At 59.6% G+C, this 22,955-nt stretch carries 21 protein-coding genes, 1 tRNA gene and 2 pseudogenes; 20 read left to right on the forward strand and 4 right to left on the reverse strand.

Annotated elements, in window-relative coordinates; genetic code table 11:
• Window positions 1-17 precede the first annotated feature (17 nt).
• The 14 genes from G486_RS0113440 to G486_RS0113505 all read left to right on the forward strand — a co-directional run bounded on the left by G486_RS0113440 (window position 18) and on the right by G486_RS0113505 (window position 14,434).
• On the forward strand, window positions 18-1,532 hold the full coding sequence (locus G486_RS0113440; RefSeq protein ID WP_027016005.1) for a helicase HerA-like domain-containing protein: 1,515 nt from the start codon (window positions 18-20) through the stop codon (window positions 1,530-1,532).
• Between the two features lie 109 nt (window positions 1,533-1,641).
• Window positions 1,642-2,616: a threo-3-hydroxy-L-aspartate ammonia-lyase gene (locus tag G486_RS0113445; RefSeq protein ID WP_027016006.1), complete on the forward strand. Its 975-nt coding sequence runs from the start codon at window positions 1,642-1,644 to the stop codon at window positions 2,614-2,616.
• A gap of 53 nt (window positions 2,617-2,669) precedes the next feature.
• Window positions 2,670-3,302, forward strand: coding sequence for a uracil phosphoribosyltransferase (gene upp / locus G486_RS0113450; protein ID WP_027016007.1), 633 nt, complete (start codon window positions 2,670-2,672; stop codon window positions 3,300-3,302).
• A 355-nt stretch (window positions 3,303-3,657) separates the two neighbouring features.
• Window positions 3,658-4,158, forward strand: coding sequence for a MarR family winged helix-turn-helix transcriptional regulator (locus G486_RS22325; RefSeq protein WP_034387667.1), 501 nt, complete (start codon window positions 3,658-3,660; stop codon window positions 4,156-4,158).
• Between the two features lie 165 nt (window positions 4,159-4,323).
• Window positions 4,324-5,847 (forward strand): CoA-acylating methylmalonate-semialdehyde dehydrogenase, encoded by a 1,524-nt coding sequence (locus G486_RS0113460; protein ID WP_027016008.1) that lies wholly within the window; start codon window positions 4,324-4,326, stop codon window positions 5,845-5,847.
• A 130-nt stretch (window positions 5,848-5,977) separates the two neighbouring features.
• A complete protein-coding gene (locus G486_RS0113465) occupies window positions 5,978-6,364 on the forward strand; it encodes a lysozyme inhibitor LprI family protein (protein ID WP_051303508.1) in 387 nt (128 codons plus the stop codon).
• Window positions 6,365-6,436: 72 nt separating this feature from the next.
• On the forward strand, window positions 6,437-7,603 hold the full coding sequence (locus G486_RS0113470) for an acyl-CoA dehydrogenase family protein (protein ID WP_027016010.1): 1,167 nt from the start codon (window positions 6,437-6,439) through the stop codon (window positions 7,601-7,603).
• A gap of 6 nt (window positions 7,604-7,609) precedes the next feature.
• On the forward strand, window positions 7,610-8,071 hold the full coding sequence (locus G486_RS0113475) for a TfoX/Sxy family protein (protein WP_027016011.1): 462 nt from the start codon (window positions 7,610-7,612) through the stop codon (window positions 8,069-8,071).
• Window positions 8,072-8,074: 3 nt separating this feature from the next.
• Window positions 8,075-8,491: a DUF488 domain-containing protein gene (locus G486_RS0113480; RefSeq protein WP_027016012.1), complete on the forward strand. Its 417-nt coding sequence runs from the start codon at window positions 8,075-8,077 to the stop codon at window positions 8,489-8,491.
• A 96-nt stretch (window positions 8,492-8,587) separates the two neighbouring features.
• Window positions 8,588-9,478, forward strand: a complete 891-nt coding sequence (mmsB, locus tag G486_RS0113485; RefSeq protein WP_027016013.1) for a 3-hydroxyisobutyrate dehydrogenase — start codon at window positions 8,588-8,590, stop codon at window positions 9,476-9,478.
• Window positions 9,479-9,692: 214 nt separating this feature from the next.
• Complete coding sequence (locus G486_RS0113490; protein WP_027016014.1) at window positions 9,693-12,161, forward strand: penicillin acylase family protein; 2,469 nt, start codon at window positions 9,693-9,695, stop codon at window positions 12,159-12,161.
• A gap of 224 nt (window positions 12,162-12,385) precedes the next feature.
• The gene (locus tag G486_RS0113495; RefSeq protein WP_027016015.1) at window positions 12,386-13,558 is read left to right on the forward strand and encodes a CaiB/BaiF CoA transferase family protein; all 1,173 of its coding nucleotides are present in this window, start codon (window positions 12,386-12,388) and stop codon (window positions 13,556-13,558) included.
• Window positions 13,555-14,292 carry an enoyl-CoA hydratase/isomerase family protein gene (locus tag G486_RS0113500; protein ID WP_034387673.1) on the forward strand — a complete coding sequence of 246 codons (738 nt, stop codon included), beginning with the start codon at window positions 13,555-13,557 and terminating at the stop codon, window positions 14,290-14,292. The genes G486_RS0113495 and G486_RS0113500 overlap by 4 nt, the downstream gene beginning before the upstream one ends.
• A gap of 65 nt (window positions 14,293-14,357) precedes the next feature.
• Window positions 14,358-14,434, forward strand: a tRNA-Val gene (locus G486_RS0113505).
• A 95-nt stretch (window positions 14,435-14,529) separates the two neighbouring features.
• On the opposite strand, the gene G486_RS22330 is transcribed toward G486_RS0113505, so the two are convergent.
• Complete coding sequence (locus tag G486_RS22330; RefSeq protein WP_051303510.1) at window positions 14,530-15,213, reverse strand: GntR family transcriptional regulator; 684 nt, start codon at window positions 15,211-15,213, stop codon at window positions 14,530-14,532.
• Window positions 15,214-15,369: 156 nt separating this feature from the next.
• Here G486_RS22330 and G486_RS22335 point away from each other — a divergent pair, with 156 nt between their 5' ends.
• From G486_RS22335 to G486_RS0113525, 3 genes are all read left to right on the forward strand, one after another.
• Entirely contained in the window at window positions 15,370-16,764 is a 1,395-nt protein-coding gene (locus G486_RS22335) for an aminotransferase family protein (protein WP_051303512.1), read from the forward strand.
• 70 nt (window positions 16,765-16,834) lie between these two features.
• Window positions 16,835-17,590, forward strand: coding sequence for an IclR family transcriptional regulator (locus tag G486_RS0113520; protein WP_027016017.1), 756 nt, complete (start codon window positions 16,835-16,837; stop codon window positions 17,588-17,590).
• Between the two features lie 547 nt (window positions 17,591-18,137).
• Window positions 18,138-19,046, forward strand: coding sequence for a tripartite tricarboxylate transporter substrate binding protein (locus G486_RS0113525; RefSeq protein WP_245587324.1), 909 nt, complete (start codon window positions 18,138-18,140; stop codon window positions 19,044-19,046).
• Window positions 19,047-19,313: 267 nt separating this feature from the next.
• Here the strand turns inward: G486_RS0113525 and G486_RS24575 are convergent.
• Window positions 19,314-19,432: pseudogene (locus tag G486_RS24575) on the reverse strand (DDE-type integrase/transposase/recombinase); the annotation flags it as partial.
• A 41-nt stretch (window positions 19,433-19,473) separates the two neighbouring features.
• Window positions 19,474-19,892, reverse strand: a pseudogene (locus G486_RS24580) (transposase); the annotation flags it as partial.
• A gap of 309 nt (window positions 19,893-20,201) precedes the next feature.
• Between G486_RS24580 and G486_RS0113535 the strand changes: the two are divergent.
• Window positions 20,202-20,828 carry a hypothetical protein gene (locus G486_RS0113535; protein ID WP_156920032.1) on the forward strand — a complete coding sequence of 209 codons (627 nt, stop codon included), beginning with the start codon at window positions 20,202-20,204 and terminating at the stop codon, window positions 20,826-20,828.
• Between the two features lie 212 nt (window positions 20,829-21,040).
• Window positions 21,041-21,682: a DUF2621 family protein gene (locus G486_RS0113540; protein ID WP_027016021.1), complete on the forward strand. Its 642-nt coding sequence runs from the start codon at window positions 21,041-21,043 to the stop codon at window positions 21,680-21,682.
• A 98-nt stretch (window positions 21,683-21,780) separates the two neighbouring features.
• Here G486_RS0113540 and G486_RS0113545 read toward each other — a convergent pair whose 3' ends face one another.
• Window positions 21,781-22,485: an alpha/beta hydrolase family protein gene (locus tag G486_RS0113545; protein ID WP_245587326.1), complete on the reverse strand. Its 705-nt coding sequence runs from the start codon at window positions 22,483-22,485 to the stop codon at window positions 21,781-21,783.
• Between the two features lie 261 nt (window positions 22,486-22,746).
• Between G486_RS0113545 and G486_RS0113550 the strand changes: the two genes are divergently transcribed.
• On the forward strand, window positions 22,747-22,955 hold a 209-nt coding region (locus G486_RS0113550), incomplete at its 3' end, for a transposase (RefSeq protein ID WP_027016023.1).

Consider the following 22,955-nt stretch of genomic DNA (forward strand, 5'->3'; position numbering starts at 1 on the left):
CTGCGAGGAACCCCGAAATGCCATCACCACTTCTGATCGCAAGCCACTCAGAAACCGAGTGTCTGCTACTGCCTGGCCTGGCCAATCGCCATGGTTTGATCACAGGCGCAACTGGCACGGGCAAGACCGTGACATTGCAAAAAATGGCAGAAAGCCTGTCCTTGATTGGCGTGCCCGTGTTCATGGCCGATATCAAGGGCGACCTCTCGGGCATCAGCCAGACAGGCAGCACAGGCGCCAAGATGGCTGCCACGTTGCAGGAGCGAGGCATCACCATTCCCGAGCCCCTGGCCTGTCCGAGCACGCTATGGGACGTTTTCGGAGAGCTAGGCCATCCGGTGCGCGCCACGATCTCGGACATGGGCCCCTTGCTCATAGGACGCATGCTCAACCTCAACGACACGCAGATGGGCGTGCTCAACCTGGTGTTCAAGATTGCAGATGACAATGGCCTTTTGCTGCTGGACCTCAAGGACTTGCGCGCCATGCTGCAGTACGTAGGCGACAACGCCAGGCAGTTCACCACGGAATACGGCAATATCAGTGCCGCCAGCGTCGGTGCCATACAACGCGGGCTGTTGCAAATCGAGGCCCAGGGCGGGGACAAATTCTTTGGCGAGCCCATGCTGGATATCAATGACCTGATGCAAACCGATGGCAGCGGCCATGGCGTGGTCAATATCCTGGCCGCCGAGAAACTCATGCACTCACCACGCCTGTACTCCACCTTCCTGTTGTGGCTGCTGTCCGAGCTGTTCGAGCGCCTGCCTGAAATCGGTGATCCCGAAAAGCCCAAGCTGGTGTTCTTTTTCGACGAGGCGCATTTGCTGTTCAACGATGCACCCAAGGTGTTGCTGGAGCGCATTGAACTCGTGGTGCGTCTGGTGCGCTCCAAGGGTGTGGGGGTGTTTTTTGTGACGCAAAACCCTATGGACGTGCCAGATACCATACTGGCCCAGCTCGGCAATCGCGTCCAGCATGCCTTGCGTGCCTTCACACCGCGAGATCAAAAAGCGGTCAAGGCCACGGCGACGACCATGCGGCCCAAGCCAGGCCTCAACATAGAAGCGGCCATCACCGAGCTGGCCGTGGGCGAGGCCCTGGTGAGCTTTCTGGATGAAAAGGGCCGGCCCGGCATGACCGAGCGCGTCTATGTGATTCCGCCCGGCAGCCAGATAGGCCCGATCAGCGAGGCTCAACGCAAGACCTTGCAGGCCCAGTCCCTGGTGGCAGGCGTCTATGAGCAGGCCGTGGACAGGGAGTCCGCCTACGAGGTTTTGCGTGACCGTGCCGCAGAAAAAGTCCCTGCAGGCTCGGCTGTGCCCCCCGCAGGGGTAACGGAAGCCCCGGGATCGAGCATGGTGGACAGCTTCAAGGACTTGCTGTTCGGCACCACAGGCCCACGCGGTGGCAAGCATGACGGACTGGTGCAGACCATGGCCAAATCCACCATGCGCACCGTTGGCAACTCTTTAGGCCGCGAGATCCTGCGCGGTGTGCTGGGCGGCATCATGGGTAACAAGAAGCGCTGAGCATGCCGACCCAAAAACATCAAATACCGTAGCATTCAGCCCTTCATGAGCCATGGTTTGCGTGCTTGCAAGGGCAGATCACCCCGTCCCCCACTCACACTGAAAAGCCATGACCATGAACAACCGCCTGCTGCCTACCTATGATGATGTGGTCGCCGCATCCAAGCGGCTTGAGAGGGTCATCCACCACACCCCCATTCTGCGCAGCCGCACGCTCAACGACAGGCTCGGGGCCGAGGTTTTCTTCAAATGCGAAAACCTGCAGCGCACTGGCGCCTTCAAGCTGCGAGGCGCCTACAACGCATTGAGCCTGTTCACGCCCGAGCAAAAGCGCCATGGCGTTCTGGCCTACTCCACTGGCAACCACTCGCAGGCCGTGGCCCTGGCCGCGCAGATACTCGACATGCCCGCCCTGATCCTCATGCCCGAGGATGCTCAGGCTGCCAAGCTTGCCGCCACACGCGCCTATGGCGCCCAGGTGCTGACCTACAACCGCTTCACCGAGGACCGCGAGGCCATCAGCCATCGCCTGGCCCAGGAGCGCGGCATGACAGTCATTCCGCCGTTCAATCACCGCGATGTAATTGCAGGCCAGGGTACGGCCGCCATGGAGTTGCTGGAGCAAGTGCCCAACCTTGACTATCTGTTTGTCTGTCTCGGTGGCGGCGGCCTGCTGGCAGGCAGTCTTCTGGTTGCCAAACAGCAGACTCCAGACTGCAAGGTCTACGGGGCCGAGCCCGAAGCCGGCAACGATGCTCAGCAATCGCTGCGTGCGGGCCGCATAATCACGATTCCCGCGCCTCGCACGCTTGCGGACGGAGCCCAGACTCAAGCCCTGGGCGAATTGCCTTTTGCGCTCATCCGTGAGCATGTTCAAGGCATTCTGACTGCCACGGACGAGCAACTGGTCGAAGCCATGCGCTTTTATGCCGAACGCATGAAGATCGTGGTCGAGCCTACAGGCGCCCTCTCTCTTGCGGTCGCCATGCATGGGGGCCTCGATCTGTCAGGCTCGCGCGTGGGAATCCTGATCACGGGTGGAAACATCGATATGGCGCGTTATGCGCGTCTGCTGGGCGAGTGAGGCCTGTCTCGATAGCCCACCCGGGTCACCCGAATGTTCTCTCACTAGAAATCATGAGCACTTTGCACCTCATAGACCACCCGCTGGTCCAACACAAGCTCACGCTGATGCGCCGCAAGGAAGCCAGCACCAACAGCTTCAGACGCATGCTGGGCGAGCTGTCCACCTTGATCGCCTACGAAATCACGCGCGACATGCCACTGCAGGACATAGAAATAGAGACCCCGCTGGAGACCATGACCGCCAAGGTCATTGACGGCAAGAAGCTGGTCCTGGTTTCCATACTGCGTGCAGGCAACGGCTTTCTGGACGGCATGCTCAACGTCGTGCCCGGCGCCCGCATAGGCCATATAGGCCTGTACCGCGACCCCGAGACGCTGCAGCCCGTGGAGTACTACTTCAAGATGCCGTCGGAAATGCATGAGCGCGATGTCATCGTGGTCGATCCCATGCTGGCCACAGGCAATTCGGCCGTCGCCGCCGTGCAGCAGCTCAAGACCAAGTGCCGGCCCAAGTCCATCAAGTTCATGTGTCTGCTGGCTGCACCCGAAGGCGTGGAAACCTTTCAGAATGCACACCCTGATGTGGACATCTACACGGCCGCCGTGGATCGCCAGCTCGACAGCCAAGGCTACATCTTGCCGGGCCTTGGCGACGCAGGTGATCGCATTTTCGGCACCAAGTAGCATCCCGTTTTCAGCTCTCGCAAGCCCGCCCCGGGTCTTGCGCACGAGACCCGAACCAGCTGCACACCGGCCCCATGCCTGTCCCAGGCTGACCTTGCCGCCTTCGAGGCGGTTTTTTTGCGCCTCCGGGATATCCGACAGGCGCCGCCTTTGGCCCTTGGGCAGTCCCTGAAATCTGGAAACATCAAAGGCCATGAGTTAGAGTCTCTTTTAAAAAATTAACAATCAATTGCACCCAAGACGCACGGTCAGCTGAGATCTTTGGCCCCCGGATCAACCTGCTTCATGCATGTGAGCCCCTTGCGTCCCCAGAGCCAGTGCCTGTGCCAGACAGGACGTAAAGCGGTTTTCAGAGATGACTGTCACACTTTCACCGCTCTACCAGCGCGCAGGCTTCATGCTGCGCAGAGCACACCAGCTCTCGGTCGGCCTTTTTGAAGAGCAATGCCGCAGCCTGGGCCTGACTCCGTCGCAATACACGGCTCTGAGCGTTTTGGCAGCCTCCCCTGGCATGGATCAAAGCTCTCTGGCTCGCAGCATGGGCTTTGACAAGGTCACCACCTTGCGCCTGGTTCGTGGACTGGAGCAGCGCCAATTGGTGCAGCGCTCCCTGAATCTGCACGACAAGCGCCAGCATCAGCTGACCCTGACCGAAGCTGGGCAGGAGCTTCTGGTTCTGGCCGCTCCCTTTGTGGATGCGGCCTACCAAAAGCTCATCCATCCCTTGAGCCAGGAGGAGCTCTCCCAACTTCTGGCCTTGCTCACCAAACTGGAAGCCGATCTGGGCCCAGGAGCCCGTGTGCGTTTCACCCCCTTGAACACCTTGCTCAAAGCCGGCAGTACACAGGCTTACTGAGCGCTTCATAGCGCTCCCAGGCATGTGCGAATTTGCACATCGAATCTGCAGGAATGGTTGTTGATTGCGAAAAATCGCACAGATACCATGTTGCCAGCGCCAGATACAGCAAGCTCTGGCGGCCGTCCCTCTCTCGGACGGACCTCAACGCAACAGGAGACATTCATGAACGCATCCACGCCCGCCAAGGTTCTGGCCCCCACCGTCAAGCTGCTGATCAACGGCCAGATGATCGAATCCAAGAGCACGCAATGGCGCGACGTGGTCAACCCCGCCACCCAGGAAGTGCTGGCCCGCGTGCCCTTTGCCACGCCCGAGGAAATCAATGCCGCCGTGGCCAATGCCAAAGAGGCCTTCAAGACCTGGAAGAAGACCCCCATCGGCACCCGCGCCCGCATCTTCTTGAAGCTGCAGCAGCTGATCCGCGAAAACATGAAGGAGCTGGCCGCCCTGCTGACGGCCGAGCAAGGCAAGACCCTGCCCGACGCCGAGGGCGACGTCTTCCGCGGCCTGGAAGTGGTGGAGCACGCTGCCAACATCGGCACGCTGCAGCTGGGCGAGCTGGCCAACAACGTGGCCAATGGCGTGGACACCTATACGCTGAACCAGCCTCTGGGCGTGTGCGCCGGCATCACCCCCTTCAACTTCCCGGCCATGATTCCGCTGTGGATGTTCCCCATGGCCATTGCCACCGGCAACACCTTTGTCTTGAAGCCTTCCGAGCAAGACCCCATGGTCACCATGCGCCTGTGCGAGCTGGCCCTGGAAGCCGGCGTGCCCCCTGGCGTGCTGAACGTGATCCACGGCGGTGAAGACGCGGTGAACGCCATCTGCGACCACCCCGATATCAAGGCCATCAGCTTTGTGGGCTCCACCAAGGTGGGCACCCATGTCTACAACCGCGCCAGCCTCAACGGCAAGCGCGTGCAGTGCATGATGGGCGCCAAGAACCACGCCATCGTCATGCCCGACGCCAACAAGGAGCAGTCGCTCAACGCCCTGGCCGGTGCCGCCTTTGGCGCAGCGGGCCAGCGCTGCATGGCGCTGTCGGTGGTGGTGCTGGTGGGCGAATCCCAGAAATGGATTCCCGAGCTGGTGGCCAAAGCCAAGACGCTGAAGGTCAGCGGTGGCACCGAAGCCGGCACCGATGTGGGCCCTGTGGTGAGCTGCTCCGCCCTGACCCGCGTGGAAAGTCTGATAGCACGCGGCATTGCCGACGGCGCCAAGCTGGAGCTGGACGGCCGCAAGCCCGATGTGAAGGGCTATGAAAAGGGCAACTTTGTCGGCCCCACCATCTTCAGCGGCGTCAAGCCCGGCATGAGCGTGTACGACCAGGAAATCTTTGGCCCCGTGCTGTGCATCGTGGCGGCCGACGATATCGACCAGGCCATTGAATTCATTAACGCCAATCCCAATGGCAACGGCACGGCCATCTTCACGCAAAGCGGTGCCGCAGCCCGCAAGTTCCAGGAAGACATCGATGTAGGCCAGGTCGGCATCAACGTGCCCATCCCTGTGCCCGTGCCCCTGTTCTCCTTCACCGGCAGCCGCGCCTCCAAGCTGGGCGACCTGGGCCCCTACGGCAAGCAGGTGGTGATGTTCTACACCCAGACCAAGACCGTGACGGCACGCTGGTTTGATGACAGCACCACCAGCCACGGCGTGAACACCACGATTAGTTTGAAGTAACCCCCTGAGCGGCTGCGCCGCCTCCCCCTGGCAGGGGGAGGACAGCCTCGCTGCGGGGCGGCCCTGGCTCGCTGTCCCTGAGTTGGGCCACGCCAGTTTTTCAGGCTTTTGCCTATGCCATAGTCAGGGCATGCGATACCTATGGACAGTAATGCGGCTCATGCTGTGTTTTTTGCCGGCTTGGGCTATGGCCCAAGCAGGTACGGCCTGCGTGGAAAACGGAACCGTGGCCCAGACCAATGCCTGTGCAGTCAAGGCTTTTCAGGAGGCCGATACCGGCAATCAGATTCTTTATGGCGATGTGATGCGAGCCCTCTCGGCCGATGAGCGCCCTGCGCTGCGCAGGAACCAGAACGAGTGGACACGTCAGCGTGCCCAGCACTGCAAAAGAGCCGAAGCGGCTTTGGAAGATCGCAGTGACTGGTCAGCCCGTTACCACGACTGCCTGACCCGGCAGATCAAGGCTCGCGACCAGGAGCTCAGGCGCTGGCTGCATCTGGGACCGCCGCTGCAATGACTATGAATTCAATAGCTGACAGCGCTTTATCCATAAGCCCTGGAGCCTAAAAAACTATAAAGGAGACTATCCATGGACTTTGACCTCAGCGAAGATCAGCGCGCCTTTGCCGATACCGCTCGCGCCTTTGCCCAGGCGGAACTGGCGCCCCATGCCGCCGAATGGGATCGCGAATCCATCTTCCCCCGCGAAGCCATCGCCAAGGCCGGCGAGCTGGGTTTTTGCGGCCTGTACGCCCCCGAAAGCGCCGGCGGCCTGGCCCTGCCGCGCCTGGATGCCACCCTGGTGTTTGAAGAACTGGCAGCCGTCGACCCCAGCACCACGGCCTTCATCACCATCCACAACATGGCCACCTGGATGCTGGGTACCTGGGCCCAGGATGGCGTGCACAAGCAATGGGGCGAGGCACTCACCAGCGGGCAAAAATTAGCCAGCTACTGCCTGACCGAGCCCGGCGCCGGCTCGGACGCAGCCTCGCTCAAGACCCGGGCCGAGCTGGTGGGTAGCGAATACCGCATCAACGGCGCCAAGGCATTCATCAGCGGCGCCGGCGCCACCGATATGCTGGTGCTGATGGCCAGAACTGGGGATGCCAACTCTGGCGCATCGGGCATATCGGCCTTTGCCGTGCCCGCCGATACCCCCGGCATCAGCTACGGCAAAAAAGAAGAAAAAATGGGCTGGAACAGCCAGCCCACCCGCGTCATCAGCTTTGACAATGTGCGCATTCCTGCCGACCACCTGCTGGGCCGCGAGGGCGAGGGTTTCAAGATCGCCATGAAGGGCCTGGACGGCGGGCGCATCAACATCGCCACCTGCTCGGTGGGCGCGGCCCAGGGCGCCCTCACCCAGGCCCAGCAGTACATGCAGGAGCGCAAGCAGTTTGGCAAGCCCATTGCCAGCTTTCAGGCGCTGCAATTCAAGCTGGCCGATATGGCCACCGAACTGGTGGCCGCACGCCAGATGGTGCGCCTGGCCGCCAGCAAGCTGGACGCCGGTGCACGTGACGCCTCCACCTACTGCGCCATGGCCAAGCGCTTTGCCACCGACGCCGGTTTCATGGTCTGCAACGAGGCCCTGCAGTTGCACGGCGGCTACGGCTATATCCGCGAGTACCCGCTGGAACGTTTGATGCGCGATGCCCGCGTGCACCAGATTCTGGAAGGCACCAACGAAATCATGCGCGTCATCATTGCCCGGCGCATGCTGGATGGCGATGCCTGCGAGTCCATACGCTGATATCCCATGCCCGCCAAACCCCTCTCCAATGAAGCCCTGCGCCTGATCGACGCCGTGCGTGAAGCGCTGGCCGAGCATGGCAGCGCGGTCGAGGAAAAGCGCATGTTTGGCTGCCATGTATTCATGGTGAACGGCAAGCTGTGCCTGGGGGTGGAGGACGATGAGCTGCTGGTGCGCCTGCCGCCAGACACACATGCCGCCGTGGCGGAGACGCCGGGCGTACGGACCCTGTCCAGCAAGGGCTTGATGGATGGCTACTTCTACATCGGCCCCTCGGCCTATGCCACCCAGGCCCAGTGGCAGCACTGGGTGGACGCAGCGCTGGCTTTCAACCCGCTGGCCAAGGCCACGCGAGCCCGTAAAGGCAAGCGCCCGACATCTGCCGGACACAATGTCCCGGCAGCAAGCGCCGATCGCCCACAGGGCGCATCCGGCCCGCGCAGACATTCGGTTTTCGACGAGGAATAAGCCATGAGTGTTCGCATCGTCCAGCTGGGCAGCCCCAGGCACAAAGACGAAGGCCTGCGCATAGGCACGGTGCGCCGCCCACCACGCGGCGTGCCCAAGGCGGAGTTTGCCAGCCGCGACTACTACGACTGCTGGTATCCCGAGCTCTCGCCGCTGGCCGAAACCATGGCTCTGGCCCAGCAGGCCCACAAGCTTCAGGACCAGGGGCAAACCGCTGAGGCCAGGGCCTTGTGGCAGCAATTCGACAAGCAATTTCGCAAGCAACTGGCCGAGCCAGCTGCCAGCCGCAGCCTGGACCTGCTGGCCGCCCTCTCACACCAGACCCATTTTTCCGTGGGCTGCTACTGCCAGGATGAGACCCGCTGCCACCGCAGCATCCTGCGCGCCCTGCTTGCCGACAAGGGTGCGAGCATGGCTTGATTTTTCAAGCCTTTTAGGCCTCAAGCGCTTATCTGACAAGCGCTAACAGCTATATTTTTTGCAGCAACAACAATTCACCACCAAGGAGACAGCAGCATGCGCATCGCATTCATAGGCCTGGGTCATATGGGCGGCCCCATGGCCCTCAACCTGCACAAGGCCGGCCACGAAGTTCAGGCTTTCGATCTTTCCAGCCAGGCCTGCGCCCAGTATGGCGAGCAAGGGCTTTCGATTGCCGCCAGTGCCCAGCAAGCAGTGCAAGAGGCCGAAGTCGTGGTCTCCATGTTGCCCGCCAGCCAGCATGTCGAGGCGCTCTATCTGGGCCGTGACGGCCAGGACGGCCTGCTGGCCCACATTGCCAAGGGAGCGCTGATCATCGACAGCTCCACGATTGCTGCCGTCTCCAGCCAGAAGGTGGCCAAGGCCGCTGCGGCCTCGGGCATGGGCTTCATCGATGCCCCGGTATCCGGCGGCACGGGCGGTGCGATTGCGGGCACGCTGACCTTCATGGTGGGGGGCAGCAGCACCGACCTGGAGCGCGCACGTCCGGTGCTGGAGAAAATGGGCGCCAACATCTTCCACGCTGGCGATGTGGGCGCAGGCCAGACCGCCAAGATCTGCAACAACATGCTGCTGGGCATTCTGATGGTGGGCACCAGCGAGGCCATTGCCCTGGGCGTGGCCAATGGCCTGGACCCCAAGGTGCTGAGCGAGATCATGCGCCGCAGCTCCGGCGGCAACTGGGCGCTGGAAAAGTACAACCCTTTCCCCGGCGTGCATGAGAATGCCCCCGCCAGCAAGGACTATGCGGGCGGCTTTGGCACCGATCTGATGCTCAAGGACCTGGGTCTGGCCCAGGAGAACGCCATGGCCGTGAAGGCCAGCACCCCGCTGGGCGGTATGGCGCGCGCCCTCTATGCCATGCACTCCCTGGATGGAAACGGCGGTCTGGATTTCTCCAGTGTCATCAAAAAGCTCATGCCTTGAGATCGCCAACATGTTCTGAAAAGCCCATCACCCTGGGCTCCACAGGGCTTTCCCACCCCACCAACACATCGCAGGGGCGGCAAGTCCCTCTGGATAAATGAAAAAATTCTTGTATAGCGTTACTGCTAAGTAACAAAGATATCTACTCTCCTTATGCTGTGATGGTTTCGCGCACGTGGAACGCAGACAACAACACGCACTAGGAGAACATTGCATGCATTTGCAAGCCCGCAATGGTTGGAAGCCCCTGTCACTGATTGCCCTCGCGGCCCTGGCCGCCTGCGGCGGCGATGGCGGTGGCTCCGGCCCGGAAACAGGCCCCAGCGCCAAATACAACGCCGAGATTCGCCGCACGGCCATGGGTATCCCCCACATCAAGGCCAAGGACTGGCTCGGCCTGGGCTATGGCTCCGGCTACGCACAGGCCCAGGACAACCTGTGCACCATGGCTGACTCCTTCACAACCTACCGTGGCGAGCGCTCAAGTTACTTCGGCGCAAGCGCCAAGGCCGTCAACAGCAGCACCATCAAGCAGCCCGTCAACCTGGATTCGGACTTTTTCTTCCGCCATGTGATCTCCGACGACGTGGTCAAGGAGATGCGCGAAGCACAGACAACGGAAATCAAGCAACTGGTGGAAGGCTTTGTGGCCGGCTACAACCGCGTGGTGCGTGAAGTCAAGGGCGGCGGCAAGGAGCATGCAGCCTGCGCCACGCAGGACTGGGTCAAGCCCATCAGCACCGACGACCTCTGGCGCCGCATGTATGCGGCCAACCTGGCAGGCGGTTACAGCAATTTCGTGGCCCAGATCGCCACGGCCCAGCCGCCTGCGGCCGTTGTCGCCTCGGCCGCCACAACTGCAGGCAAGAACGGCGCCAGGGCGGCCTCCGCCACGCAGACCCAGTTGGCCGCGCTCCCGTCCCAGCCGTTTGCCGCACATGAACTCGAAGTCGGCGGCACGCGTGGCATCGGCAGCAATATGTATGGCTTCGGCCAGCAGGCCACGGGCGGCTCCAGCGTTCTCTTCGGCAACCCCCACTGGTACTGGAAAGGCCCGGACCGGTTCTACCAGTCCCAGCTCACCATTCCTGGGCAGATCGACGTCAGCGGTGCGAGCTTCCTGGGCATTCCCCTGGTGCTGATCGGCTTCAACAACGATGTGGCCTGGAGCCATACCGTGTCCACGGCCAAGCGCTTCGGGGTGTTCATGTACCAGCTGGACCCGAGCAACCCCACGAAATATCTGCGCGACGGCAAGTACGAGCCCATGCAGGCCCAGGAGATCACGGTCAACGTGCTCAACGCGGCCCCGGTCAAGCGCACCCTGTACAAGACCGTGCATGGTCCTGTGCTCAATCTCGGCCCCATCAGCCCCGCCTTGTCCTGGAACTCGAAGCAGGCCTTTTCAATCCGCGACATCAACGCCTTCAACTACCGCACCTTCAAGAACTGGCTGGGCTGGAACCAGGCCAAGTCGCTGGATGAGTTCATCGCGATTCAAAAGAATGAATCCGCCATACCCTGGGTCAATACCGTGGCGGCAGCCCGGGACAGCGCCGATGTCTGGTATGCCGACATAGGCGCCGTGCCGAATGTCTCATCCCAGCAGTTGAAGCAGTGCGAAACCCCGTATTCGGCAGCGCTGAATAGTCCCCAGGTCCTGCCCGATGTGCCGGTGCTGCTCGGCAGCAGCAAAGCATGCGACTGGGTCAGCGATCCGGACTCCAAGCAGGAAGGTGCGATTGGCCCCAGCCGCATGCCCAGCCTCAAGCGCCAGGACTACGTGGCCAACATGAACGACAGCTACTGGCTGGCCAACGCCAAGGCACCGCTCACGGGCTTTCCCAGCATCTTCGGCTCCACCAACGCCACCCAGAGCCTGCGCACGCGCATGGGCCACGAAATGGCCTTGATGCGGCTTGATGGCTCGGACGGCTATTCGGGCAAGCTTGCAACCAGCGAAATCGTGCGCCAAATGGTGCTCGACAGCCGCGTCTACAGCGCACGCTTCAAGAACGATGTGCTGGCTCTGGCCTGCGACCAGCCCTCGGTGTCGCTCGGCGGGGAAGTCGTACAGGTTGGCGCTGCCTGCGCAGCCCTGAATGCCTGGGATGGCCGTGGCACGGTCAAGTCCAAGGGCTCCCATGTCTGGGACGAGCTCTGGAAACGTGCGGTCAACCCCGGCATTTATGCGACTCCGTTCAACGCCGCCGATCCGCTGAACACGCCCTCCGGCATCAAGTCCGATACGGCAACCGTCAGCGCGCTCAAGACAGCTCTTGGCCAGGCCGTCAAGGCCATCAATGCCGGCGGTATTGCTCTGGATGCGGAGCGCGGCTCGGTGCTCTTCTCGGCCCGGGGCGGAGACAAGATACCGCTGTACGGCGGTTGCGGAGAGGTCGGCTACTTCACCATCACTTGCTCGGAAAAGAAGATCGAGAACGGTGGCTATGACATGGACGGCCAGCCCCATGGCAACAGCTACATGCAGGTCGTGAGCTTCCCCGCGAATGGCGTCGAGGCCCACACCTTCCTGACCTTCTCGGTCTCCGATGACCCCGCCTCCAAGCACTATGTGGACTACACCAAGGCCTATGGCGAGCAAAAGTGGGTGAAGCTGCCGTTCACCGACAGCGCCATCGCGGCCAGCCCTGGCTACACCATCCGTAGCATCAGCGAGTAAGAACGTCCGGGCGCTACGGCGCCTGGCGATATTCGATTCGCGGCAACCCGAGCGCAAGCCCAAAAGGCTTGCGCTTTTTTGTTTTCATCTCCAAACAACAATAAATATCCCAATATTTGGGAATATTATCCCAAATAATATTGATATGATGCGGCATAGACGGCCTCTCGCCAAAAGGCCATGTACCAGCCAGAACAACACCAGCCTATTGAAAGGGGACATCCATGCCGACGCACTCACCGCTTGCGGGCTTCAAGGTCATAGAAATCTGCAACGTGGCCGCAGGCCCTTTTTGCGGCATGCTGCTTGCCGACATGGGTGCCGACCTCATCAAGGTCGAGAATCCCGAAGGCGGCGATACGCTGCGCAGCTGGCCGCCCATCAACAACGGCTATAGCGAGAACTTTGCCTCGCTCAACCGCAACAAGCGCTCGGTCACGCTGAACCTCAAGAATCCCGAGGATGCGCAATTGCTGCGCGCCCTTGTCAGCGATGCAGATGCCCTGATAGAGAACAACCGCCCCGGCGTCATGGACCGGCTGGGCCTGGGCTTCGAGGCCCTGTCCAGCATCAATCCGCGCCTGGTCTACTGCTCCATCTCGGCCTATGGCCAGACCGGCCCGCGCGCCAAGGAAGGCGGGTTCGATCTGACCATGCAGGCCATGAGCGGCATCATGAGCGTAACGGGGGAGCCTGGTGGTGCCCCCGTCAAATGCGGCGTGCCCCTGGCCGATTTCGCAGCCGGGCTGTATGCCGGTTTTTCCATCGTCTCGGCCCTGCACGAAACCAGAAAAACCGGACGCGGCATGCACCTGGATGTGCCCATGCTGGGAGCAACCCTGGGTATCGCGGCCTTGCAGACTTCGGAGTACTTTGGCAGCGGGCGCAATCCCCAGGCCCTGGGTTCGGCTCATCCGCGCAATGCGCCCTACCGGGTGTTCCGCAGCCAGGACGGCTACTTTGGCATGGCTGCCGGCAACAATGCCTTGTGGCGCTCGGTCTGCGAAGTCGTGGCCATGCCCGAGCTGCTGGCCGACGAGCGCTTTGCCACCCCCACGACACGTGCGGCCCATCAGGATGAGCTGCTGCAGATTCTGGAGCAGAAATTCGCCCAGGCCGACACCGAGCAGTGGCTTGATCGCTTTCGCGCAGCCGGCGTGCCCTGCGCCCCCATCAACAACTATTCCCAGGTACTGGCCGATCCCCAGGTCGACTTCATGGGCTGGGTGCAGGCGGTGGAGCTTCCCAATGGCATGCAGACCAGGACTTTTGGCGCCCCCGTACGCATCGACAACCAGACCCAGCCGATACGCACGCGCCCGCCCGCACTGGGCGAGCACAACACGGAAATCCTCGACCCCTTGCGCAACACGCTGAGCAGCCAGGAGAGCGCATGACTACAGGCATCGTGCAAAGCCCCCTGCTGGAAGTCCACCAGGAACAAGACATATGGAGCTTCACGCTCAACCGCCCCGACAAGCTCAATGCCCTGAACGCCGAGCTCGTCGATGCCTTGCTCGCAGCAGTGGAGCAGGCCCATGCAAGACAGGCCAGGCTGCTGGTGTTTCGCGGTGCGGGCAAAAGCTTTAGTGCGGGCTTTGACCTCTCGCGTCTCGAAGAGCAGAGCGAAGGCGATCTGGTGCTGCGTTTTGTGCGCATAGAAATGCTGCTCCAGGCCGTGGCCAATTCCCCGGCCCAGACCCTGGCCCTGGCTCATGGCAAGGTGTTTGGTGCCGGTGTAGACCTGTTTGCGGTCTGCCGCCATCGCGCGGCTTCAGCCGATGCACAGTTCAAGATGCCTGGCCTGAAGTTCGGCCTGGTCCTCGGCACAAGACGGTTCGGGGACATCGTGGGTCCGGCCAAGGCACGCGAACTGCTCGAAGACCTGAGCAGTTTTTCAGCCGAACAGGCCCAGAGCATGGGCTTTGCGACCCGGCTGGCCGAGCCTGAGCACTGGCCGGATCTGATGAGGCAAATCCATGCCACAAGCTTGCAGCTTGAAGACCTGCCGCGCGCCGAGCTTTACCGCGTGCTGGGCAGCCACAGCGGCGATGAGGATCTGGCAACGCTCACGCGCTCGGCTGCACGGCCCGGCCTGAAGAACCGCTTGCGGGCCTATCTCGGCAAATAAGCCAAAAATCTGCTGCTTTCTCCAGGCATCTGAAAAATACTGCTACAATCTCGGTCTTCAACGACAGGCGCGTAGCTCAGCTGGTTAGAGCACCACCTTGACATGGTGGGGGTCGTTGGTTCGAGTCCAATCGCGCCTACCAAACACCGCAAGCAAGACCAGAGCTTGCACAAAGTGCCCGCAATTCAAGCGGGCATTTTTGTTTTCCATGCCGCATACAGCGGCAACACCTTTTCCTCAGGCGGTTTTTCCATCAAGTGCCAAAGCAGCAAGCTTTTGCACGATGACCTCGACGCCCGCATCCTCCTTGCGCATGTAATGCAGGCAGCGCTCCAGCTCGCCTGCACGGATTGCCTCGAGCTGCTGCTTGTGCAGCTCTATGCCCAGGCGGTCCACGGCCAGCTCGGGATAAAACAGGTTCATCGTCGGCCCCGCAAGCAGCCATATGCCCTCGATGATCCGCAAGGTGATGGGCAAATCGGCCGCGCGGAAAATGATGAAGGAGAACTCCATGTTGAGTTCCAGCGCCTGGCGAAATCTTTGTTCGTCCAGCGCCGCTTCCCTTGCCGCAAGACAGTCTTCAAGTGCCTGGAGCTGTGCATCTCCGAGGCGAGCAAATGCAGCGCGCACCAGCTGCTCTTCCAGGGCCGCGCGAATCGCATACAGCTCACGTATGCGCTTTTCTTCCAGCACCGGAACCCAAAGACTGCGGTTGGCGCCAAATTCCAGCGCCCCTTCGGCGGCCAGCCGATTCAAGGCCTCGCGCGCCGGCGTGGGGCTGACATTCATCTGCTTGGCCAACATGCGAATCGTGAGCTGCTCGCCCGGACGATAAGCCCCCCTGATCAGGGCCAGACGCAATTGGTCGTAGACCTGCTGGGACAGGCTGTCGCCCCGCTCTACTGCTGAGATGTCATCCATACGAGTATTCCCTGCCCGCTGTTTCTTCAATGCGTTATAACATACACCAAACATCAATATAAAAGACTTTGTTCCGTAACCTCGGCTCAACCACAGGACCGCAGCGCCAGTGCAAAAAGCCAGCCAAGCCAAGAAAACCAGGTCTGAGGAGACTGCATGTCCACACTGTCATCGCCCCCCGCCATCAAGCTTGCCGGACTTCTGCCTCCCGAAGGCAGCTGGCGCTCCTGCTTTTCCTATCACCCTTTTGACATAGAGCTGGCCAAGGCCGAAGGCATTTATCTGCATGACACCCAGGGCCGGCGCTACATCGATGCTTCGGGCGGCCCCATGGCCATCAACATCGGCCACGGCGATGCACGCATGAAGGCGGCGCTGAATGCCCAGTTCGATCGCTACGCCTATGCCCACCCTTCCCTTGCCAACCGCGCACGCGCCGAGCTCAGTGAGGCGCTGGTCAGCCTTGCGCCCGCTTCGCTCAACTCCGTCTATCTGTGCAGCGGCGGCAGTGAAGTCGTGGAATCGGCGATCAAGCTGGCTCGTCAATACCATGCGCTCACAGGCTCACCCGGCAAATTCAAGGTCGTGAGCTGCTACGAGTCCTACCATGGCATGACGCTCGCAACCATGTCGCTGGCCGGCAACCCCGCGTACAGAAAGACCTTCGAGCCTGTGATGTCCAACTGGCCCCACATGGCCCAGTACAGCGAGATCCATATGCCGGAAGGCATGGACCGCGAGGCCTGGGGCCTGCAATGTGCGCAGGAACTGGAGCGTGTGCTGTATTTCTGCAACCCGGCCACGGTGGCCGCCTTCATCGCCACACCCCATGGCTCGGGTGCAGACTACGGCCTGGTTCCTCCTGGAAGCTACTGGCGTGAAATCCGCCGTATCTGCGAGCAGCACAACGTTCTGTTGATCGCCGACGAGGTGGTCACCGGCTTTGGACGCACGGGCAAATGGTTTGCCATGGAGCATTTCCAGGTCGAGCCCGACCTGCTGCTGCTGGCCAAGGGCATTTCCAGCGCCAACCTGCCGTTGGCCGCGATGCTGGTCAGCGACAAGGTCAATCAGCCATTCCTCGAAGATCGCGGCTATTTTCTGCATGGCTACACCCATCAGGGTCACCCCATGGCCTGTGCTGCCGGCCTTGCAACCCTGAACATTCTGCGCGAAGACGGCCTGGTCGAGCATGCCGCCGCCATGAGCCCGCGCCTGTTCGCCGCCCGCGACAAACTCATGGCCCACCCCACGGTTGCCGACGTACGCGGCTGGGGGCTGTTCATGGCGCTGGAGCTCGTTGAATCCAAGGACAGGCGCGAGTATTTCGGCATGGAAAAGCAGGCCGAATACCTGTTCCAGGCCCTGGCGTTCGAAAACGGGCTGGCGCTCTACGGGACCTTGTACGGCCCCAGGCGCAGCCCTGCTGTGCGCCGCGGCCTGCCTATCATGATCTCCCCCCCGCTTTGCATACAGCCCGCACAAATCGATGATTTGCTGCAAAGGCTGGATACAACGCTGAGCCAGTGGGAAGAGCGCCTGCTCGGCTGAGCCGCAAGCCAGCCGCAAATCCATGTGCTAAGCTGATTTCCCATCATGTAAGAAATCAGCTGCAAGATTTATGGACAAAACTCTGCTCAAGGGACTGGCGGTTCTGGAGACTCTGGCCGAGATGCAAGGAGAGGCCCGAATCATCGAAGATGTGGCGGCCCGTACCGGGCTGACACGCAGCAATGCCCATCGCACCTTGCAAACCCTGATCCACGCAGGCTATGTGGAGCGCGACAGCATCAACGGCGGCTACCGCGGCACGATGAAGATGTTTGCCCTGGGTGTGAGGCAGCAAGGCCAGCTTGACTTGCGCAAGACCGCCCCGCCCTTCATGGCCGAGCTCGCAGGTGAAACCGGCGAGACCATACACCTGTCCATACTCGATGGCAGCGATGTGATCTACATCGACAAAATAGACAGCAGCCAGCCCATACGCGCCTATTCGATGATTGGCGGCCGTGCTCCCGCGCATGCCGTGGCCACGGGCAAGGCCTTGCTGGCAGCGCAACTGGAGAACAGTCTCAATACCCTGCCCCCCAAGCTGGAGAGCTTCACCAAGAACACCATTACGGACAAGCAAGCCCTCAAGGCCGAACTGACGCAGGCCGCACGCATCGGCTATGCCGTCAATCGTGGCGAATGGCGCGAGGGTGTAGGCGGTGTTGCCTCTCCCATCTTCAACGGCTTCGAGAGGCCCATTGCCGCTTTGGGCATCTCCGGCCCTACCGAGAGATTGACGGCAGCCAGGCTCAAGCAACTGGCCCCCCATGTGCTTCAGGCCGCAGCAGGGCTATCCAAGGCCATGGGTTATCTCAAGCTCGGCTGAAGCTTTTTGCCGCAGCCAATCCGCGCCCGATACGGCATGCGCGGCCCATGCCGAAGCGCGTCTTTTTCACCCGCCTGTCAGCGCAGCAGTACTTGGCCAAAGCTCACAGCGGCATGAGCTTTAGCCGAGATTCACTCAAGGTGCCGACAGCATAGCCGTCGCACCCAGGCCCTGCTCGAACAAGCCCAGAGCACAGCACACCGCGCAAGCCTTGAGACTGCCCACGACAGCTCTCCTCTCGAAACATGCTCACCCAAGCCGTTTCAACGATTTTTTGGGCCGGGCTGGCTGAGCCTCGCAAACATTCGCCTGGAATAAAGCCCGTCATTGACCCCGCCCCACGCATCGCCAGCGAGCTTATTTCCCGGATTTTTCGGACAGCCTCGCAACCCCGGGGCATCCCTGTTGACGTGTGTTATTGCGGATCACAAAATCCTATTTATCAGGTTTTAATTCCTGATATTTAGGATTTCAAAAACAACGGAGACACACAATGAGGCAATGGATTCTTGTAGCTTTGGCTGCCTTGAACATAAGCAGCCAGGCCATGGCCGCACCTGGCGAATTTCCCAACAAACCGCTGACCGTACTGGTCTCCTATCCTGCAGGTGGCAGCGTGGACGTCACCGCCCGCATACTGCAAGAGCCCCTGGCCAAGGCCCTAGGCCAGACCGTGATCGTCGACAACCGTGGAGGTGCCGGAGGCAGCATAGGCACGGCTCTTGTTGCCAAGGCCCAGCCTGACGGCTATACGGTTTTGTTCACGCTGTCCTCTCACACCATCAATCCGGCCATACAGGTGAAGATGGCTTTTGATACGGAAAAGGATCTGGCGCCGGTTTCTCTCGTGGCTTCCTCACCCCAGGTACTGGTCGCCCACCCATCTTTTGCGCCATCGAGTCTGAGTGAGCTGGAAGCCTATGCGCGCAAGAATCCCGAGGTCATACCTTACGGCTCTGCGGGCATAGGCTCGCCCAGCCACATGGCAGGCGAACTGTTCCGCATGAAAACCGGCCTGCCGCTGAACCATGTGGCCTATCGTGGCGGCGGGCCTGCAACCCTTGATGTTCTCAGCGGGCAAATTCCCCTGCTCTGGGTCTCTCTGCCAGCGATTGCCCAGCACATCAAATCGGGCCGACTCAAGGCGCTTGCCATGTCCACAGCGCGCAGATTTCCCGAATTTCCAGATGTGCCTGCAGTAGCCGAAACCATTCCCGGCTTCAATGTCGACTCGTGGAATGCGATGTTCGTACCTGCACGTACGCCGCCTCACATCATCCAGAAGATAGAGCAGGCAGTCATGGCCGTGACCAAACAGCCGGCTGTGCAAAAAGCGCTGCTGGAGCAAGGCGCTCTGGCCACGGGCAGTACAGCTAGGGAACTCGGGCAGATCGTGCAAAAAGAGTTGCCCATGTGGCGCGAGTTGACCAAGGCAGCGCAAATACAGGCTCAGTAGGCAGAGCGAAGTGATGCCTCATGGCAACCTGCCTGGGGCATTACGTAACTGCCTTGATTCTTGAAGTTCTTTATTTATAGAGTTTTTTTAAAATCATGTAAGTTACATAAAACTTGATGCCAAGAATCCTCTGCTGATCTTTGTTCCTTGTCACGGCTTGAAGCCTTGCGTGAATCACGGGACGATTCATCCAGTCTTTTTTGCCTACGGCATACCGTGCTGTAGGGAACCTCTAAAAACTCCGAAACGCTCAGAGCCAGCCCGACAGGCATTGTCCCAGCAGTCCCCTTGCGGCTCATCGAACTCTTGATGCCGTATGCCGTCAGCTCATCCCTGAAATCATGGCTGGCGTATTGGCTGCCTCTATCGCTGTGGAAGATCACTCCTCCTTGCTTGTCCGGCTACCGCTTAGATGGCGCCTCTGAGCCGCGCTGGCGCGGCGCGCGAAGTGCTCGTGATATCCCGCCACGCTCACCTTCAGCACCCGGCACTGCACCGAGATCGGCCACTCCTTGCGATGCTTTTGGATGAGGGCGTACTTCAGCTCGATGCCTTTGCGAAGTACGCCGTCGCTTTTCCCAAAATGTCACGCTCCATCTTTACCCGCGCCAACTCGGCTCGCAGTCGCGCAATCTCCATCTGCTCGGCGCTCACAGGCTTGCTGTCAGCGCCGCAGAGCTTGCCGGCACGACTGGCCTTGACCCAATTGAACAAGGTCTGATCCACCACGCCCAGCGTACGTACAGCTCCCGCAATGCTCTGCCCGCCTTCAACCAGCCGCACAGCCTCCTGCTTGAATTCCAGCGTGTAACTCGCCCTGCTCATCGCCGTCTTTGTCTTATTCATTTCGTTTCCTCTTGCTTGGATTGGACCTCTCAGCAAGGGATACGTTTTTCAGGGACAAGATCAGCGCCTCAAATCCCCCGAAAACAGGGATATTCAGTCCTGCTTTTCCCCTCATTGGGAATGACATATCTCTCGCACATACATGTATAAATAAAGTGCTTTGCTTTAATGCTAAGCAGAAGGCGTATTTCGCTCGCAAATTAAATTACTTTATTTCAACGAGGCATAAAAATCACATATTAATTATATTTAAAACTAATTCAAAATTAATGTTAAAGAATCGCACAACCTCAAGCCAGCAGGATTAATATGAAAAAACTCTGCATCTCCGGCTCCATCTGTATTATTTCACTTACAACGTTATTTCCATCTCAGGCCCAAACCATATATAGTCAGATAGGTAGCACAGGATTTTCACTAGGCTACGCCCATAATTTTGAAAATTTTAATTTACGCAGCGATATCAATTTACTCAATTATGATAGTAATTTCAATGCGGGCAACATGCAATACGATGCCAAGCTGAAGTTCAGGAATCTTGGTTTTTTTGCCGATTACCACCCTTTTAAGTCCTTGGACAAATTTCGTCTGAGTGGCGGATTTTTTTTAGGGAAGGATGAAGCTACTGCCCAAGCTATAAGTTACAAGCATCGGCCCATTTCCGAAGGCGACTGGGTCCTTGGGAAACTTGAATCCAAGTCAATTCGTCCTTATCTCGGTATGGGATGGGGATTTGGAAAGCAGTCAAAAGGCTGGTCCTTTATTGCCGACATCGGTGCCAGTTACAGCCAGTTCCGGAGCAGTTACAGCGCCTCTCCCAAACTGCTGGCTCAAGGCGGCCAGCGACTTCAAGCCGAACGCGAGGCTTTTCAAGAAAAAGCCGAAAAATTAAACTGGTATCCAGTCATTCGATTGGGCATAAGCTACCGCTATTAATTCACTTCATACCCTTTGAAAATCACCCCAATATCATTCAAACCATGAGTGGGATGATTTTCATTTTTTTCGTCATCGCAATAATAATTTAGGCATCAATCACTGACTTTTATCCATAATTTCTTATTCATACAGAATTTTTCATATCTTTGCGCTCACGGCCCCAGTCTTGTTAAGATACGTGTTTGTTACAACCAATTATCTTTTCCCTCATGTTTTTTGGAATCAGTCATCTCGTCATCTCCGTTTCCGATCTGGATCGCTCCATTTTTTTCTGGCAGGATGTGATCGGTTTTTCTGAAGCCCGCCGCGGCGAAGGCTATGTGGATATAGATACCGGCAGCGCCGTTTTGAGGTTGATACAGGTACAGAGCGTAGAGGCCAGGGTCTCTCTGCGATTACAGGTCAACGATGTGGGCCAGGCCTACCAGACATTGCTGGCAGCGGGAGCTACCTCCCTCTATGCGCCCATGAAGACTCCCGAGCTTGAGGAAATGGCGTGTGTGAGTGATGCCGATGGCCATGCTATTGCAATGTGGCGGGCACTCACCGAGGACGAGTGGGACATCGTTCCTGAGTTGCCAAAGCGCGGAGAATGGATGCCCGATGCCGAAGACCTTCTCAAACGCCTGCTTGCCCACGTGCCTGCTCTTTTTCGTATGCTGGCCCGGCGCAAGACCACACGTGTCATCGAGGAACTCGCCACCGAGGCGGGTAGCCCGGTCACACGGGAATTGGTCATCAAAGGCTACATTACCTCTTCGGCCAAAATTACGCGCTACAGGCTAGCGGAGCCACTACGCGCCGAAGGCATCAACCCCGACGACTACAAGACGGATTTCGATTACGAGTAGTGGGAAGCTCCAAAAACCATTGTTTTTAGCGCAGTGAAGACCAAAGTCAGCATGGGGCCTTTGCGCTGAGATCTCCTGTGCTCAGGCAAGAAGCGTGCTTACTGAACGGCCGGAAGTGACTGCACCGGCAGGAACTGGAAGAACGGTCCGGCCACCAGGCCTTGCGCATAGCCTATGACAGAGCGCCTGTAGCGCTCGGTGGTATAGCTGGCGATCAAATCCAGACGGCCTATGACCATGCCCATCTCCCGCTCGAAGCTCAGGTTGCGCTCGCCCTCGTTCAAGTGGTTGGACAGCAGCAAGGGCGCACCTGTGGCTGTCCTGCGCGTGTTCAGAATCCAGTTGGCAATTTCCACATTGCGCGCTGCGTTGTAGATGAGTTGCGGATCCAGCCCATTGATCAGCGTGAAGCTGGTGCGTCCGCCATGGGCCGTGATCAGAGTGTCGGCCAGCGCATGGATGAAGGCCGCAACACGGTCGCCGGCAAAACCCGGCTCCAGTGCCAAGGACAGAGCCGCAACGTCGCGGCGCCCCTGCAGCTCGGCCCAGGGCTGGCGCTCCATGATGGCAATGCGTACATAGGCCGCAGCGGCCTCGCGGCTGTCGGCGGTTTTCTTCCACTCGGCAGGGTTGCGCTGGTAGAGCTTGTCCATGAGGCGCATCAGGCTTTGCAGGTTGGCCTTCATGGCCAGCGTGGCCATGCGGTTGCTGTCGGACTGAAGCAATTCGCCTGAGCCGAAATCCTCGCCCTTGACCTCTCCCCTGGGAGCCGGTGTCTGGGCGCAGCCCATGAGCAGCAGCATGCTCAGACCCAGAGGCAGCAAAGGTCTCAGGATCACAGCAAAAGACGGCCGACTATCAAACATGAGAGCACGATAACAGCTGTAGAAAAGGGCTAAGCCCACATGGCCGTGAAAAATTGTAGGCCTTGCCGCAGCTAAGAACGTGTTTACGATCTCCTCGGTGCCGCGCCAGAGAAGTGGCCCCGGTTTTTTGAACAGTTGGCTAAGCGAGATTTCTTCCCGTAAAAATGGCCTGACAGCAGGCCGAATCTGGAGAAATCTATGACCATCAAATCAAGACGCAAGCACAGTGCTACCTTCAAAGCCAAAGTCGCGCTGGAGGCGGTGCGCGGCGAGCGCACCGTCGCTGAACTGGCTCAGCAGTACGAAGTACACCCCAGCCAGATTGCAGACTGGAAGCGGCTGCTGCTGGAGCGGGCGGCTGACGTGTTTGGCCCAGCACCTGGGCCTGCTGCCCCAACGGTGGATCT

This window comes from Comamonas composti DSM 21721, assembly GCF_000429845.1.
Classification (GTDB): Bacteria; Pseudomonadota; Gammaproteobacteria; order Burkholderiales; family Burkholderiaceae_C; genus Comamonas; species Comamonas composti.